The organism is Streptomyces sp. BB1-1-1, assembly GCF_031597775.1.
Classification (GTDB): Bacteria; Actinomycetota; Actinomycetes; order Streptomycetales; family Streptomycetaceae; genus Streptomyces; species Streptomyces thinghirensis.
The window spans coordinates 4,083,896-4,100,149 of record NZ_CP134203.1 but is presented as its reverse complement, the minus strand read 5'-3'; the positions used below and the strand labels follow the sequence as shown (position 1 = coordinate 4,100,149).

Below are 16,254 nucleotides of genomic sequence, written 5' to 3'. Positions count from 1 at the left end.
GCTCTTCCCCTGGTTTTCTGGTCTGGTTGAAATACCCAACCAACCAAGTCTGTGCGCGAGTTGACGCGCCGTACCTCGTAAGGGTGACGATCCGTGATCGGCTTGCGTCGCTGTGTAAAGCCGCTCTAGGTTCGCGGCATATGACCGGCAAATGAGTCGGCCCCGGCGGTGCGCCAACACCAATCCGGGACCTGGCCGACGCATCGAAGAAAGCCAGAGGTTCGATGGTGGCTTACGCCAACACTAGTCCCGCCTTGCCCTCCCCGTCCCACCCCATGGCCAATCCGGGCTACGGAAAACGCCCCGCAGGTGACGAAGACCCGCACGCAGACCCGGACTTCGCACACCTGAGCCCGCGTGAGGCGGAGATCGCCGTCTTCGTCGACCACCTCGACGACGGTCACGCGATGGGTCACAAGGTGCTCGCGGCGCAGCACCCCCGCTACGGCCAGCAGGCGATGCGTACGTCTCTCAGCCGCCTCGCCGAGGCCGGCCACCTGCGCTGGATCAGGGAACACATCACCGTCGAGGACAACGCCATGAGGTGGGTCACGCGGACCTACTGGTCGCGTACGCGCAGGTCGGAAGCCTGGTGGGAGGAGTTCGCGCGGGAGCGGAAGGGCCGGATCGTGCCCGGTGACCTCCGACCCGGTCTGGCCCGCACCGACGAGCCCGAGCTGCCCGAACCGGAGCCCGACCCGCAGTCGGCGCCCGCCCCGCAGTCCGAGTCCGGAACCTCGTACCGCACCCTCGCCGGAATCCGCGAGGCGGACCCACGTATGTCCCTGTCCGAATCCGACTGCCGGTCCCTCGCCTCGCTGGCGGGGGAGTGGCTGTCGCGCGGGGCGACACCCCAGGACATCACCCGCGCGGTGACCGAAAGCCTTCCCGCGACCGTCAACAACCCGGGCGGCCTCGCCCGCAACCGACTGGAGAACAAGATGCCCCCGAAGAAGGCGAAGATCCGCCAGAAGGCCGCCCCGCGCCGGGCCCGCGTGACCCGCGCGGTGATGTGCTGCATGTCCTGCGACGCGGACGAGCTGACGACGACGATCAAGGGCGGCATGTGCCCCGACTGCCGTGCGGAGTACGAGGCGGCCGTGGCCGCAGAGGAGGCCGGGGAGCTGGACGCCGGGTACGTGCCGGACACGTTCCTGGCCGACCCCGACGCCCACGCCGTGTACTCGTGGGTCGACGTCCCCCGCCGCGCGGCGGAGGTACGCGCGGCGGGCGGCCTGCGGCCGAGGACGGAGCGGGCGCTTTGAGCGTGCAGGATGTGCCGGTGGGGGCACCATGGTGTCGAGGAGGCGACGCCATGACCCCCAGGACCGAGCACCGGCCCCAGATGTCCGTCGAGGAGTTCGAGGAGCTCGAACGCCATGCCCCGGAGATGGTGCGGCTGGAGTTCATCAACGGAAAGGTCGCGGTCAAGCCCATGCCGGACGGCAACCACAGCGAGATCGTTGCCTGGCTGCAGATGCTCTGTATGCAGCATCGCCCTGACCTGTGGCTGTACGCCGAGCGGGGCCTCAAGACGGAGGACTACCGGAAGGGACGGGCGCGCGCTGACGGCGTGCTGGTTCCCAGAGGCGCTTTCAAAGGGCACGGTGAGTGGTCGGCGCCCGACAGCGCCCTGATGGCTGTGGAAGTCACCTCATGGGATTCCGATGCCGCGCAGCGGGACCGCGTGGACAAGCCCGATGGGTACGCGGCTGCTGGGATCCCGGTCTACTTGCTCGTCGACCGCGACGACTGCACGGTCACCGTGTTCACCGAACCGAAGGACGGCCGTTACCGCCAGCAGGTGAACAGCGCCTTTGGCGCCCCCGTGAAGCTCCCCTCCCCCGTCGACATCACCCTCGACACCGAGCCCCTCAAGGAGCTGGCGGACTGAGACCGGCCCGGGGCGCCCCACCCCGGGCCGGTGTCTCGCCGTCGGTCAGGAGACCGCCGTGTGGTCCGGGTACGTGTCGAGGATCGTGTCGGCCTTCCGGGCGCCGAAGGGTGCGCGCCAGTTGCCGGTGCCCGGGTAGTAGTACGTCTCGTCCGCGCCGTAGGCGTACAGGTCGGGACGGCCGTCGCGGTCGGCGTCGCCGATGCCGACGGTGTACCGGTAGGCGTTCCAGCCGCCGCCGATCCGCGTGCGGGGGGCGAAGGTGCCGTCGCCCTTGCCGAGGTAGAGCCACAGGACACCGGCCTTGTCGCGGGCGACCAGGTCGCCGGTCGCGGCGCCGCCGATGTCGCCCGTGGCCGTCAGCTCGTTGTAGACGCCCCAGCCGCCGCCGACCCTGGTGCGCTTGCCGAAGGGGGCGCGCCAGTCGCCGGTGCCCTGGTAGAGCCACAGAACGCCGCTCTTGTCGGTGGCCAGGAGGTCGGCCCTGCCGTCGTTGGTGAGGTCGCTGCCCGCGGCGACCTTGTCGTAGACGCCCCAGCCGCCGCCGATCCGGCTGCGGGTGGCGAAGGTGCCGTCGCCCTTGCTCAGGTAGAGCCACAGGACGCCCGCCTTGTCGCGGGCGACCAGGTCTCCGTGCGCGGCGCCGCCCAGGTTGCCGGCCGCCTCGATCCGGTCGTAGGTGTTCCAGCCGCCGCCGACGAGTTTCCGCTCCGGTGCCCGGGTGACGTTGTTGTTCCACGAGTCGAAGTGGGAATCGGTGCGCCACAGGCGGCCCGACGGGTCGCGGGCCAGGAGGTCCGGGCTGCCGTTGTCCGTGTAGTCGTGCGGGGCTGCCTCGCGGACGACCTCGAAGGCGCCGGACGAGGTCAGGGTCGGGCCGATGCCGTTGCGCGGGCGGGCGGAGATCTCCCAGGTGTAGTCGCCGTTGGGCGCGCTGGCCGTGACCTGGTCCACGTCGCCCCTCCACTCGAAGGTGAAGTCCGTCGGCTCGGGGCCGTAGAAGACTTGCTGCGCGATCTTCCCGGTGCGCTTGTGGCGCAGTGTCACCCACAGTTCCGCGTTGTTCCGCGACAGCGTCCAGCGCAGCTTGATCCGGCCGCGGTCGCGGTCGAGGTCGATCACCGCGGGGACGTCGTGGCCGACGAGGGTGAGTGCGGTCGGTTCGCCGGTGCTCGCGACCATGGTGGCGGCGGGGGTGCCGTCGGCGCCGGGGGAGACGCGGAAGAGCCCCTCGCCGTCGGCGACGGTGCCGCCGCGGACATGCAGGACGCCGTCGGGGGAGGTCGCGGCGGACGTGAGGTGGTCCAGCAGCCTGGTGTCGGCCCCGGTCTTCAGGTCATGGGCGGTCAGGGGGTGCATGGAACTCTTGTTGGTGGCGGTCAGGCCGCCGGGGTCGCCGTAGACCAGGTGGTCGCCCTGGAGGCCCACCTCGATGTCGCGGGCTGTCGCTCCGGCCACCAGGGCGATCCGGCGCGTCTCGCCCGTGGCGCGCGTGCGGACCACGATGACGGGCCCCTCCGAGCGGTACTCGACCCACGCCACGTACTCCGGCGAGACGGCGATGTCGCCGTTGCCGCGCGATTCGTCCCGCAGGCCGGTCTCCGTCACGGCGCCGGTGGCGAGGTCGATCAGGCCCCAGTACTTCTTGTCGCCGCTGGTGTACGTGACCAGGCCGTGCGCCGAGGTGCCGGCCGAGACCCGGCGGAGTGTCGCGTCGGCCGGGAGGCCGGTGACCGGGACCCGCCCGCCGTCCTTGGTGTGCATGAGCAGGCCGGCGCCCGCCGGTGCGCTCCTGTCCGTGATGAACAGGGCCTGGCCCGCCGCGCCGGCGTAGTCGAGCCCGGCGGCCGGCTGGGCGAAGACGTCGAACACCTTGCGTCCGGTGGCCAGGTCCCGCAGTTCCGCCGTGTCGCGGCGGGGCAGTACGGCCACGAGGTCGCCGTAACCGGTGGCCTGCATGGGCAGACTGTCCACCAGATCGGTCACCGCGCCGTCCGAGGCCCGGACCCAGGCCCGGTCGCCCTTGGTGTTGTCCCAGGTCAGGTAGCCCGAAGCGGTCACTGCCACGATCTTGTGGCCGACCGGGAAGGCGACCGCGGCCGCGTCGGCCGACACCGCCTGCTGTGCCGCCCCCCGCACCGGCGGGGCGGCCGCGGCCGGGAGGGCCACGACGGTGGCGCCGATGGTGGCGGCAAGGACGACGGTGGCGGTGGCGGCGAGCCGTCGGCGCGCCGGACGTGCGTGAGACAAGGCGGTGATCCTCCCCAGGGCGCGGCGCACCACGCGTCGCGGCGGAAGATCAGACTCACCGTCGTTCACGGAGGTTGTAGGCGAGGGGTCTTGTGAACGTGTGACTCACGGCACTTTCCCGAGTGACCCGCGCCCTCCTGGGCATGAGCCAGCCTGAGCGAGTACCCGGGTCTCATCATGCGATACCGCAGTGGCGGAATCCGGACGCTCGGTAAAATGAGCCGACCGCAGTACATATACGTACGTGCGGAAAGAGACGGATTGAGCGAGGAGCGCACGTGGGCCTTGTCGTGCAGAAGTACGGAGGCTCCTCCGTAGCCGATGCCGAAGGCATCAAGCGCGTCGCCAAGCGGATCGTGGAAGCGAAGAAGAACGGCAACCAGGTGGTCGCCGTCGTTTCCGCGATGGGCGACACGACGGACGAGCTGATCGATCTCGCCGAGCAGGTATCCCCGATCCCTGCCGGGCGCGAACTCGACATGCTGCTGACCGCCGGAGAGCGTATCTCCATGGCGCTGCTGGCCATGGCGATCAAAAACCTGGGCCACGAGGCCCAGTCGTTCACCGGCAGCCAGGCCGGAGTCATCACCGACTCGGTCCACAACAAGGCGCGCATCATCGACGTGACGCCGGGCCGCATCAAGACCTCGGTGGACGAGGGCAACGTCGCCATCGTGGCCGGCTTCCAGGGCGTCAGCCAGGACAGCAAGGACATCACCACGCTGGGGCGCGGCGGGTCCGACACCACGGCCGTCGCTCTCGCCGCCGCGCTCGACGCGGACGTCTGTGAGATCTACACCGACGTCGACGGCGTGTTCACCGCCGACCCGCGCGTGGTGAAGAAGGCGAAGAAGATCGACTGGATCTCCTTCGAGGACATGCTGGAGCTCGCGGCCTCCGGTTCCAAGGTGCTCCTCCACCGCTGTGTGGAGTACGCCCGCCGGTACAACATCCCGATCCACGTCCGGTCCAGCTTCAGCGGACTCCAGGGCACCTGGGTCAGCAGCGAGCCGATCAAGCAAGGGGAAAAGCAGGTGGAGCAGGCCCTCATCTCCGGTGTCGCGCACGACACCTCGGAGGCCAAGGTCACGGTCGTCGGTGTGCCGGACAAGCCGGGCGAGGCGGCCGCGATCTTCCGCGCGATCGCCGACGCCCAGGTCAACATCGACATGGTCGTGCAGAACGTGTCCGCCGCCTCCACGGGCCTGACGGACATCTCCTTCACCCTGCCGAAGACGGAGGGCCGCAAGGCCATCGACGCGCTGGAGAAGAGCCGGGCCGGCATCGGCTTCGACTCGCTGCGCTACGACGACCAGATCGGCAAGATCTCCCTGGTCGGCGCGGGCATGAAGAGCAACCCGGGCGTCACCGCCGACTTCTTCACCGCGCTGTCCGACGCCGGGGTGAACATCGAGCTGATCTCGACCTCCGAGATCCGTATCTCGGTCGTCACCCGCAAGGACGACGTGAACGAGGCCGTCCGCGCCGTGCACACCGCCTTCGGGCTGGACTCCGACAGCGACGAGGCCGTCGTCTACGGGGGCACCGGGCGCTGATGGTCGACATCGCGGGTGCCGGGCGCACCGGGCGGCCGACCCTGGCCGTCGTCGGAGCGACCGGCGCCGTCGGTGCGGTCATGCTCCAGATCCTGTCCCAGCACGCGGACGTCTGGGGCGACATCCGCCTGATCGCCTCGCCGCGCTCGGCCGGCCGCAAGCTGGCCGTACGCGGTGAGGAGGTCGAGGTGGTGGCGCTCACCGAGGAGGCCTTCGACGGGGTCGACGTCGCCATGTTCGACGTACCCGAAGAGGTCTCCGCCCAGTGGGCGCCGGTCGCCGCCGCCAAGGGCGTGGTGGTGGTCGACAACTCCGGCGCGTTCCGGATGGACCCGGACGTGCCGCTCGTCGTGCCCGAGGTCAATCCGCACGCGGTGCGGATGCGGCCGCGCGGGATCGTCGCCAACCCCAACTGCACGACGCTGTCCATGATCGTGGCGCTGGGCGCGCTGCACGCCGAGTTCGGGCTGCGCGAGCTGGTCGTCTCCTCGTACCAGGCGGTGAGCGGGGCCGGGCGGGACGGCGTGGAGACGCTGCGCCGGCAGCTGTCCCTGGTGGCCGGGACCGAGCTGGGGACCAACCCCGGCGACGTGCGGCGGGCCGTCGGCGACGACACCGGGCCGTTCCCGGAGCCGGTCGCGCTGAACGTCGTACCGTGGGCCGGGTCGTTGAGGGACGACGGCTGGTCGTCGGAGGAGATGAAGGTGCGGGACGAGTCCCGCAAGATCCTCGGGCTGCCGCAGCTGCCGGTGGCGGTGACGTGCGTACGGGTTCCCGTGATCACCACGCACTCGCTGACCGTGCACGCCCGTTTCGAGGGCGAGGTCACCGTCGAGGGGGCCCGGGAGATCCTGGCCACCGCGCCCGGCGTCGTCCTCTTCGACAACCCGGCCGCGGGCGAGTTCCCCACCCCCGCCGACGTGGTCGGCACCGACCCGACCTGGGTCGGCCGGGTGCGGCGGGCCCTGGACGACCCGACGGCGCTCGAACTCTTCGTCTGCGGGGACAATCTGCGCAAGGGGGCCGCCCTGAACACCGCGCAGATCGCGGAGCTGGTGGCGGCCGAGTTCGCCTGAACAGGGATCAGAGGGACAAAAGCCCTGGTCGTTGTGGGGTTTGTTCGGAGGATCCATGAACGAGATGTGATCCGGAAATTGGTCCGGACTACTTGTACCCGGCACCTGTGGCATCAGAGGATTTCCTCCCCGCCCTCCGCAACCGTGCGGAGGGCGGGGGGCGTCTTTGCGGTCACCCATTCAGGGCGCGGGGACGCGTGAGTCGGCGTGGGGACGCCGAGGACGGGCGTGGGGACGCTCGTTCACATGGGACATAGGGGAAGAGCGGGACGATGAGGGCCTATGACGCACCGTCAGCCGGGTGGCTGCCCGACAGCCGCGGGAACGTGACGCCCGGCACGTACAACCCTCACGGGGGTGAGCGTGTCCAACTGGCGTGGCAGAGGTACTCGAATTCACCGCAGGAACGCGGGGCGCGGCTCTGCGCCCGCCCAGCCGGTCCGTCCGTCCCCGTGTGGCCGGTCCGGCCGGTGGCATGCCGGTGATCGCGCCCATGCCCGCAGCGCGGCCGGCCCGCATATCGAACCAGCGCGACGGCGCGGACGAGGACGCGGTGGCGGCGGGTACCACCGTCGACCACCTCACCGAGACCTACCGGGCGCACTACCGGTCGCTGCTCGGCCTCGCCGCCCTCCTCCTCGACGACACCGCCTCCTGCGAGGACGTCGTCCAGGAGGCCTTCATCCGTGTGCACTCGGCGCGCAAACGCGTCCGTGACCCGGAGAAGACCCTGGCGTACCTGCGGCAGACCGTCGTCAATCTCTCGCGTTCGGCGCTGCGCCGCCGCATCCTCGGCCTCAAGCTGCTCTCCAAGCCGATGCCGGACATGGCGAGCGCGGAGGAGGGCGCCTACGACCAGCTGGAGCGCGACTCCCTGATCAAGGCGATGAAGGGACTCCAGCGCCGCCAGCGCGAGGTCCTGGTCCTGCGCTACTTCGCGGACATGACCGAGGCGCAGGTCGCCGAAACGCTCGGCATATCCCTCGGCTCGGTCAAGGCGTACGGTTCGCGCGGCATCGCGGCGCTCAGGGTGGCCATGGAGGCACCGGCATGAGCGACGGCAACGACGCGCGGCGCGACGCCCGCGACGAGCACCGCCCCCGGGAGGGGGACGCGCCGACCGAGCCGACCGGACCGGCCGGGCTGATCGGGCAAGAGCAGCCGAAGCACACGCACGCTGGGAACGGAACTGTGAACCACGGCCCCGCCGAACAGGGCCCCGACGCCGAGGGGCCCCGCGCTCAGGGACCCGACGGGCTCGACTCCGACGAGCTGGCCCTGCGCAGAATGCTGCACCACGCCGTCCAGGACGTGGAGCCGAGCGACGGCACCCTGGACCAGCTGCGCCGCGCGGTGCCCGCCCGGCGCGCCCGCAAGCGCCAGGCCGCCGTCGGCGTGGCGGCCGCCGCCCTCTTCCTCGGCACGGCGGTCCCGGCCCTCGTGCACGTCTCGGGTGCCACCGGCCCGGGGGCCGACCCGTCCGTCGCGGGCCACGCCTCGCAGGCCCAGGGCGGTGCCTCCCAGGGCAAGGACCCGGCCGGCGGCCAGAGCGGCATCGCCGGTTCCGCGGGCACGGACGAGGGCAAGGACAAGGCCGGTCCGAAGGAGACGCCCGACAAGGACGAGGAGAGCGGCGCCGCGACGGGCGCGGCCCCGGGCGCCGACCCCTCCGCCAGCACCGCCGCCGACATCCCCGTCTGTACGGCGAAGCAGCTCGGCCCGGCCGTCGCGAGCAGCGCCGCCCCCGACTCCACGGGCGTGGTCTACGGTTCCTTCAGCGTCACCAACGTCTCCTCGGACGGCTGCACCGTCGTCGGCCCCGGCAGCGTGGTCACCACCCCGCGGGGCGCGGCGGACGCCACGAAGATCGGCACGGCACGGCACGCGGCCGGGGACGCCGCGGCCGGACTGCCCGACCCGTCCCTGGAGACCACCTCGCTGACGCTGGCGCCCAGCTCCGCGTACGAGGTGCGGTTCGCCTGGGTGCCCTCGGAGACCTGTCCCACCACCGGCGGCACCACGGGGGGCGGCACCGGCGGCCCCTCGCCCGATCCCTCGCCCACCGAGGAGCCGACCGCCGCGGGCGGCTCCTCGGTGGGCGGCGGCGGCGACGCCGGCGCCACGCCCCAGCTGGTCACCGAGGACGGCCCGGCCGACGGGAGCGTGTCGGTGACGTACACCCCGGAGGGCGGCGCCGGTTCGGCGACGGCCACGGTGTCCGACGCGTGCGCGGGGACGGTGTACTGGACGGGCGTGCTGGCGGGTACGGGGATGTGACCTCGCCGGCGGGTGCCCCCTGGACGCTGCCGACCGTCCGGTGTCAGACGCCGGACGGGGTGGGCTGCGGCTCCGGCTCGTCCTCCGGGGCCAGGCCCAGCTCCGCGTCACGGGCGAGTTCGACCTCGCGGCGCAGCAGCCGGAACCACATGAAGATCACGAAGCCCACGAAGGCGAACCACTCGGCGGTGTAGCCGAGGTTCTGGAACGCCTTGAGGTCCAGCCCGGTGTTCTGCGGAGCGCTCACGGGCACGGCGCGCATCCCGGAGTCGCCCTCGTTGAGCGTGACCCACGCGTCGTACACGTCGTACGGCACGAGGTTCAGCAGGGTCGCCGCGCTGATCGCGCCGGTCTGCCCGTCCGGCCATCCGGTGCGGCCGCTGACGCCGTTGGCGCCGACCGACTCGGCGGCCTGGAGCGCTCCGGTGACGGTGACCTCGCCGGTGGGCGGGGCCGGGGCCTTCGCCGGGTCGGGTTCGCCGGGCAGCCAGCCGCGTACGACGGGCAGTGCCTGGCCGGCGTCGGTGCGCAGCAGGGTGAGGACGTAGTAGCCCTCCCGGCCGTCCAGCTCCCGCTCCGGGACGAGCAGCTGGTCGTCGTACCGGCCGCGCACGGTGGTCTGGTCGCCGACCGTCGCCTTGTCCACGGGCAGCAGCTCCGCCAGCGGGCGGGCCGCCTCCCCGCGGGCCGACTCGTCCTGCGTGGTGGCCGTCTCGTGGTCCTGCACCCGGTCCTCGAACCGGCCGAGCTGCCAGGAACCCATGAAGATGCAGAAGGGGATGGCCAGGACGACGAAGACGTTGATCCCCCACCATCGGGGCGTCAGCAGAAACCGGTACACGCCCTCCACGGTACGGTGCGCGCCCCCGCGGCCCGTCCTCGGGGCTGTGGAAAAACACCGGACGGAGCCGGGCCGGGCGGAGTTGTCCACAGGCTGGGGATCCGATCCGCGCTTTGTCACCGGGACGGGGCAGTATGGGGCCATGACTGAGAGCAACGGGTCCGTGTCACCGGACCAGCGGCGGGGACAGGGCAGCGCGGGGGAAGGCCGGCAGGTCGCGGAGATGCCCGACTGGGAGAAGCGGTTCCGGGCGCCGCGGGTGTCGCTGCCCGACTGGGCCGAGGACGCACCGGACCGCTCCCTGTTCGTGTCGAACGCGACGGGGACGTACGAGCTGTACGCCTGGGACCGGTCGACCGGCGAGCAGCGCCAGGTCACGGACCGGCCCAACGGCACGACGGACGGAGTGCTCTCGCCGGACGGCCACTGGATCTGGTGGTTCGACGACAAGGACGGCGACGAGTTCGGCGTCTGGCGCCGCCAGCCCTTCCCGGGCGGCGAGGACGAACTCGCGGTACCGGGCCTCGACCCCTCCTATCCGGCGGGCCTCGCCCTCGGCCGGGACGGGCGTACGGCGGTGATCGGCCGCTCGACCGACGAGGACGGTACGACGATCCACCTCGCGTACGCGGGCGGGCCCCCGGCGGAGATCTACCGGCATCGCGAGTCCGCGGGCGTCGGCGACCTCTCCCACGACGGCACGCTGATCGCCATCGAGCACACCGAGCACGGCGACGCCATGCACTCGGCGCTGCGCGTCCTGCGCCCCGACGGCTCGACGGTCGCCGAGCTGGACGACACGGAGGGCGGCGAGGAGGAGCTGGGTCTGGAGGTCCTCGGCTTCGCGCCGGTCGACGGCGACACCCGCCTGCTCATCGGCCACCAGCGCCGGGGCCGCTGGGAGCCCCTGGTGTGGGACGTGGCGACGGGCGAGCAGACCGACCTCGCCCTGGAGCTGCCCGGTGACGTCAGCGCCGAGTGGTACCCGGACGGCAGCGCCCTGCTGATCGTGCACGGCTTCGAGGCCCGCAGCGAGCTGTTCCGCTACGACTTCGCCGAGCGCGAGCTGGTCGAGATCGAGACCCCGGCCGGCACGGTCTCCGGGGCGACGGCCCGCCCGGACGGCAGCGTGGAGTACCTGTGGTCGTCGGCCGCCGAGCCGTCGGCGGTGCGCTCCACCACGGGCCGGGTCGTGCTCGACCCGCCCGGCATGAAGTCGCCCGGCTCGGTCCCGGTGGAGGACGTGTGGGTGGACGGGCCCGGCGGCCGCATCCACGCCCTGGTCCAGAAGCCGGCCGGCACGACCGGCCCGCTGCCGACGGTCTTCGACATCCACGGCGGCCCGACCTGGCACGACAGCGACGCCTTCGCCGCCGGCCCCGCCGCCTGGGTCGACCACGGGTACGCGGTGGTCCGCGTCAACTACCGCGGCTCCACCGGGTACGGCCGGGCCTGGACCGACGCCCTCAAGCACCGGGTCGGTCTCATCGAGCTGGAGGACATCGAGGCGGTGCGCGAGTGGGCGGTCACCTCCGGCCTCGCGGACCCCGAGCGGCTGATCCTCACCGGCGGCTCCTGGGGCGGCTACCTCGCCCTCCTCGGCATCGGCACCCGGCCCGAGGCGTGGACGCTGGGCATCGCCGCCGTCCCGGTCGCCGACTACGTCACCGCGTACCACGACGAGATGGAGGGCCTGAAGGCCCTCGACCGCACCCTCCTCGGCGGCACCCCCGAAGAGGTCCCCGACCGCTTCGAGGCGTCCTCGCCACTGACCTACGTCGACCAGGTCAAGGCCCCGGTCTACATCTCCGCCGGCGTCAACGACCCGCGCTGCCCGATCCGCCAGGTCGAGAACTACGTCGAGCGCCTGAAGGCGAGGGGCGCGGCCCACGAGGTGTACCGCTACGACGCGGGACACGGGTCACTGGTCGTGGACGAGCGCATCAAGCAGGTCCGACTGGAACTGGACTTCGCGGAACGGCACTTGCCGCATAGCTAGCCGGGTGGCGGCTTCTTGACCGACCGAGTCGGGTGGCGGGTGGGCATAGGCCGGGGGTCCAGGGGGCGGAGCCCCCTGGGCTGTAGGGGCGGCGCCCCTACGACCCCGTCCGCTGCCGCGCCCGCCGCCCCAGCAGCTCGGCCAACCCCCGCCGCGTCGCCGCCAGCACCACCCGGTCCCCGCTCCGCAGGACATACGTGTCGGGCAGCTCCCACACCAACCTGGACTCCCGAGCCGCCTCCCCGTCGGCACCCGCGTCGGCGGACCGCTCCCCGTCGGGAACCTCCAGGGCCAGCACCCGCCACGCCCCCGCCCGGAACGCCTCGCCGACCGTCTTCCCCTCCAGCTGCGGATGCCCGGCCACCCGCACCGCCGCGAACAGCAGCACCCGCCGCTCGACCGGGATCGCCCCCAGGACCTGACGGCCCATCATCGCCCCGGCGAACGCGGGCGCGGACAGGTGGGTCACACTGCGGCTCCGGGTGAGCGCGCCCGGGTGCGCGGCGCGCAGGGTGCGGTACACGGCGGTCGCGAAGTCGTCGTCGTACAGGCGCAGCACCACTCGCAGGCGGGACCGTACGGAGCGGGCGTAGAGCACGGCCTCCAGGTTGGTCGTGTCCACGCTGGTCAGGGCGAGCAGCGAGTGCGCGCGGTGGATCTTGGCGGCCTCCAGGACGCCCTCCTGGGTGACGTCCCCGAGCACCACCGGCACCCGCAGCCGCCGTGCGGTCGCCATGCCGCGCGCCTCGGGGTCGGCCTCCACGCACACCACGGGGATGTCCATCTCCCGCAGCCGGGTCAGCACCCGGGTGCCGATCTTGCCGAGACCGAGCAGGACGACGTGCCCGCCGAGCCCGCGCGGCGGCTTCCGTACCGTGGAGGCGTTGCGGAAGGTCCCGAGGGCTTCGAGCACGGCGGCCAGCAGCACCGGCAGCAGCAGCAGACCGACGAAACCGGACAGCAGTTGCAGCACCTGCCGTCCAGCGTCGTCGTTGTGCGCGGGCTCGTTGATGGCGAACAGGTCGAGCAGCGTCACGTACGTGGCGTGCAGCGGATGGTCCCCGGTGACCACCATCAGCGCCACGGCGAGCGCGACCACGCAGGCCCCAAGGCCCGCCAGCGACCAGCGCAGCCGCCGCGAGAACAGCTCGCCGAACGGGGGCACACCGGCGCGCCCGGAGGGCAGTGGCGGACCGGCGTAGGACACCTGCTCCAGGGCGACGGTGCCGCGCCCGGTGGCCGCCGCCACCGCCGCCGCGTCGGGCAGCAGTTGCGGCCCCTGGTCTCCGCTCCCCTCCGAACCGTCGGCGCCGGCCGGGTCGTTGCTCGTCGCGGAGAGCAGCGCGAGGGTGCACAGCCCGGGGTCGGCCACCTCGCCGGGGCCCGGCGGCTGCCGTTCCACCGCGCGCAGCAGCAGCCCGTCCGTCTCGACGACCTTGCTGGTGCCGACGAGGGCGGTCGCGGCCAGCGCGGGCGCGGCCGTGTCGGCGTCGGACAGTACGGTCGTGGAGGTGCCGGCGCCGTCGAGGCCCGTGTCCCGTGGGCCGTCGCCGGTCGCCAACGCGGCGGTCTGGTCGAGGAGTTCCTCGATGTGCCGGCCGAGTCGGCGGTTGTAGAGGCGCAGGACCAGGCGCAGCCGGGGGTTGAGCCGACGGGCGGTCAGGGCGGCGCGGATGTTGGTCTCGTCGTCGTCGTACACGAGGGCCAGCGCGGCCGCCCGGTCCACGCCCGCCTCCGCCAGCACGTCCTCGGTCGGCTCGGCGGCCTCCAGTTCGCGGCCGGCGCCGTTCGGTTCGTCGCCCACCGAGTCGCCGTTGGCCGAGCGGTTGACGGCCGCGTTGACCATGCCCAGCAGCGCGGCCGAGGCGGCGCGGGCCCGCCCGACGACCGGCTGACGCACCCGGCGCCCGGAGGGCGGGACGACGAGAGTGACCTGCTCGCGGTAGACACCGCGCAGCTCGGCGGCCAGCCGGTGGGCCAGCCCGTCGTCGCCGCACACCACCATGTGCGCGTACGTGTCACCGCCCGGCGGAACCTGGTTCGGAACGCTCCCCGTTTGAGTCCCCATTTGAGAGAGGACAGTACCGGCCCAGGGTGCGGTTCCAAGAGCGCCCGAAGAGCCGGAGGGCGGCATTAAAGACGCGTAAAGATTGCCGGAACACGGCAGTGACCCGGTTCTCCTTCGCGTGTGAACATTCGTTTCACTGAAGCTCAGCGACGGGCGAGAGGGGGACGGCACGATGGTCTGGTTTCTCGGGCTGGGTATCACGGGGGTCGTGCTGCTCGCCCTGTCGCTGGTCTTCGACGGACTGCTGGAAGGCGCGTTCGGGGGAGCGCCGGCCGGCGTCCTGGAGGGGTGGCTGTCGCTGCCGGTCGTCGCCGGATTCACGGCGATGACCGGCTTCGGTGGCGCCATCGCCCTCGGCACCGGCTTGGCCGGTCCCGCGGGCGCCGCCGGGGTCGGCGCGGTCGCCGGGATGGGGGCCGGCTGGCTGACGTACCGCTTCAGCCGCGCGCTGATGCGCGACCGGACCGACGTCGCACCGAGCACGGCCGACCTCCTGGGCACGTCCGGCAAGGTCGTCACCGCCATTCCCGCGGACGGCTTCGGCGAGGTGCTGCTGCGGCTCGCGGGGCAGCCGCTGAAGTGCGCGGCGCGCAGCGCGGAGCCGGTGGCGCGGGGCGCCGAGGTCTGGGTCGAGGCGGTGCCGACGGGGACGTCGGTCGTGGTGCGCCCGGTCGAGCGCTGAGCCTTCTTCCTTTCCGCTTCTCTTTCTGTTCCTTTCCCGATTCGGGGGCGTTGCCATGAGTCCTGTCGTTTTCGCGGTGCTGGGAGTCGTCGTACTCCTGGTGCTGCTCGCGCTGGTGGTGGTCAGCCGCTACAAGGTGGCCGGGCCGAGCGAGGCGTTCATCGTCACCGGGCGGCGCGGCAAGAGCTCCACCGATCCGGAGACGGGCCGTGTGTTCACCGACAACAGCGGCCAGAAGGTCGTGGTCGGCGGCGGCGTGTTCGTCGTGCCGTTCGTGCAGCAGCGGTTCACGCTCGACCTCTCCTCGCGGCACATCCCGGTCGCCGTGCGCGGCGCGGTGACGCTGCGCGGTGTGAAGGCCAACCTGGAAGGCGTCGCGATCGTCAAGGTCGGCGGCACCGAGGACGCGATCCGCGCCGCCGCGCAGCGGTTCCTGATGCAGCAGAACGGCATCGTCGGCTTCACCCAGGAGGTGCTGTCGGGCGCGCTGCGCGCCATCGTCGGCCGGATGTCCGTGGAGGACGTCATCCGGGACCGGGCCGCGTTCGCCGGGCAGGTCGCCGAGGAGGCGGAGGCGAGCCTGTCCGGGCAGGGCCTGGTGCTGGACGCCTTCCAGATCCAGGACATCACCACGGAGGGTTCCTACCTGGAGGACCTCGGCCGACCGGAGGCGGCCCGCGCCGCGCAGGAGGCCGACATCGCCGAGGCCGTGGCCCGGCGGGCCGCCGAGCAGGCGCGGCTGAAGGCCGAGGAGGAGATCGCGGTCGCGCAGCGGACCCTCTACCTGAAGCAGGCCGAGATCAAGGCCGAGACCGACCAGGCGTCGGCCCGCGCCAACGCCGCGGGGCCCCTCGCGCAGGCCGCCCGCGAGCAGGACATCCTCGCCGAGCAGGAGAAGGTCGCCGAGCGGCAGGCCGCGCTGAAGGACCGCCAGCTCGACACCGAGGTCCGCAAGCCCGCCGACGCCCAGCGGTACGCGGCCGAGCAGGAGTCGGAGGCCCGCCGGGTGGCGCGGGTGAAGCAGGCGGAGGCCGAGCGGTCGGCCGAGATCGCCGCCGCCCAGGCCGAGGCCGAGCGGGCCCGGCTCACCGGTGAGGGCGAGAAGCAGCGGCGTGGCGCGCTGGCCGAGGCGCAGGCCATCGAGGGCCTCAAGCAGGGTGAGGCCGAGCGTTCCCGGCGTGCGGCGATCGCCGAGGCCGTCCGGCTGGAGGGTGAGGCGGAGGCCGCCGCGATCGGCGCCAAGGGCTCGGCCGAGGCCGAGGCGATGCGGCAGAAGGCCGACGCGTTCGGGCAGTACGGCGACGCCGCCGTGCTCCAGATGCTGGTCGAGGTGCTGCCGCAGGTGGTGGCCAAGGCGGCCGAGCCGCTCGCGGCCGTGGACAAGATGACGGTCATCTCGACGGACGGCGCGAGCCGGCTGTCGCGCACCGTCGCCGACAACGTGGCGCAGGGCATGGAACTGCTGGGCTCCACCACGGGCGTCGATCTGCCCGCGCTGCTGAAGAACATCACCGGGCAGGACGCGAAGACGGCGGACCGGCCGGAGCAGCCGGAGGAGCCCGACCCGCAGCGCAACGGCAAGGTGGAGATCACGGGCTGACGCCCGCCCCC

12 protein-coding genes are annotated in these 16,254 nt (G+C 72.4%); 9 read left to right on the top strand and 3 right to left on the bottom strand.

Annotated elements, in window-relative coordinates; translation table 11 throughout:
• Positions 1 to 254: 254 nt before the first annotated feature.
• Both RI578_RS18730 and RI578_RS18725 read left to right on the top strand, forming a co-directional pair.
• Complete coding sequence (locus RI578_RS18730) at positions 255 to 1,265, top strand: hypothetical protein (RefSeq protein WP_310872141.1); 1,011 nt, start codon at positions 255 to 257, stop codon at positions 1,263 to 1,265.
• 50 nt (positions 1,266 to 1,315) lie between these two features.
• Positions 1,316 to 1,894, top strand: coding sequence for a Uma2 family endonuclease (locus tag RI578_RS18725; RefSeq protein WP_310872140.1), 579 nt, complete (start codon positions 1,316 to 1,318; stop codon positions 1,892 to 1,894).
• Positions 1,895 to 1,939: 45 nt separating this feature from the next.
• Here RI578_RS18725 and RI578_RS18720 read toward each other — a convergent pair whose 3' ends face one another.
• Positions 1,940 to 4,144 carry a VCBS repeat-containing protein gene (locus RI578_RS18720; RefSeq protein ID WP_310872139.1) on the bottom strand — a complete coding sequence of 735 codons (2,205 nt, stop codon included), beginning with the start codon at positions 4,142 to 4,144 and terminating at the stop codon, positions 1,940 to 1,942.
• A 278-nt stretch (positions 4,145 to 4,422) separates the two neighbouring features.
• Here RI578_RS18720 and RI578_RS18715 point away from each other — a divergent pair, with 278 nt between their 5' ends.
• The 4 genes from RI578_RS18715 (at position 4,423) to RI578_RS18700 (ending at position 9,053) form a co-directional block, all read left to right on the top strand.
• Positions 4,423 to 5,700, top strand: a complete 1,278-nt coding sequence (locus RI578_RS18715) for an aspartate kinase (RefSeq protein WP_121748211.1) — start codon at positions 4,423 to 4,425, stop codon at positions 5,698 to 5,700.
• A complete protein-coding gene (locus RI578_RS18710) occupies positions 5,700 to 6,776 on the top strand; it encodes an aspartate-semialdehyde dehydrogenase (protein ID WP_310872138.1) in 1,077 nt (358 codons plus the stop codon). The genes RI578_RS18715 and RI578_RS18710 overlap by 1 nt, the downstream gene beginning before the upstream one ends.
• A gap of 475 nt (positions 6,777 to 7,251) precedes the next feature.
• Positions 7,252 to 7,830, top strand: a complete 579-nt coding sequence (locus tag RI578_RS18705; protein WP_121748213.1) for a SigE family RNA polymerase sigma factor — start codon at positions 7,252 to 7,254, stop codon at positions 7,828 to 7,830.
• Positions 7,827 to 9,053 carry a hypothetical protein gene (locus RI578_RS18700; RefSeq protein ID WP_310872137.1) on the top strand — a complete coding sequence of 409 codons (1,227 nt, stop codon included), beginning with the start codon at positions 7,827 to 7,829 and terminating at the stop codon, positions 9,051 to 9,053. The genes RI578_RS18705 and RI578_RS18700 overlap by 4 nt, the downstream gene beginning before the upstream one ends.
• 43 nt (positions 9,054 to 9,096) lie before the next feature.
• Here RI578_RS18700 and RI578_RS18695 read toward each other — a convergent pair whose 3' ends face one another.
• Positions 9,097 to 9,903, bottom strand: coding sequence for an SURF1 family protein (locus tag RI578_RS18695; RefSeq protein WP_310872136.1), 807 nt, complete (start codon positions 9,901 to 9,903; stop codon positions 9,097 to 9,099).
• 133 nt (positions 9,904 to 10,036) lie between these two features.
• Between RI578_RS18695 and RI578_RS18690 the strand changes: the two genes are divergently transcribed.
• Positions 10,037 to 11,893 (top strand): prolyl oligopeptidase family serine peptidase, encoded by a 1,857-nt coding sequence (locus RI578_RS18690; RefSeq protein WP_310872135.1) that lies wholly within the window; start codon positions 10,037 to 10,039, stop codon positions 11,891 to 11,893.
• A 97-nt stretch (positions 11,894 to 11,990) separates the two neighbouring features.
• Here RI578_RS18690 and RI578_RS18685 read toward each other — a convergent pair whose 3' ends face one another.
• Entirely contained in the window at positions 11,991 to 13,898 is a 1,908-nt protein-coding gene (locus tag RI578_RS18685; RefSeq protein WP_310875805.1) for an NAD-binding protein, read from the bottom strand.
• A gap of 235 nt (positions 13,899 to 14,133) precedes the next feature.
• Between RI578_RS18685 and RI578_RS18680 the strand changes: the two genes are divergently transcribed.
• Both RI578_RS18680 and RI578_RS18675 read left to right on the top strand, forming a co-directional pair.
• On the top strand, positions 14,134 to 14,643 hold the full coding sequence (locus tag RI578_RS18680; RefSeq protein WP_310872134.1) for a hypothetical protein: 510 nt from the start codon (positions 14,134 to 14,136) through the stop codon (positions 14,641 to 14,643).
• Between the two features lie 55 nt (positions 14,644 to 14,698).
• Entirely contained in the window at positions 14,699 to 16,243 is a 1,545-nt protein-coding gene (locus RI578_RS18675) for an SPFH domain-containing protein (protein WP_310872133.1), read from the top strand.
• Positions 16,244 to 16,254 lie beyond the last annotated feature (11 nt).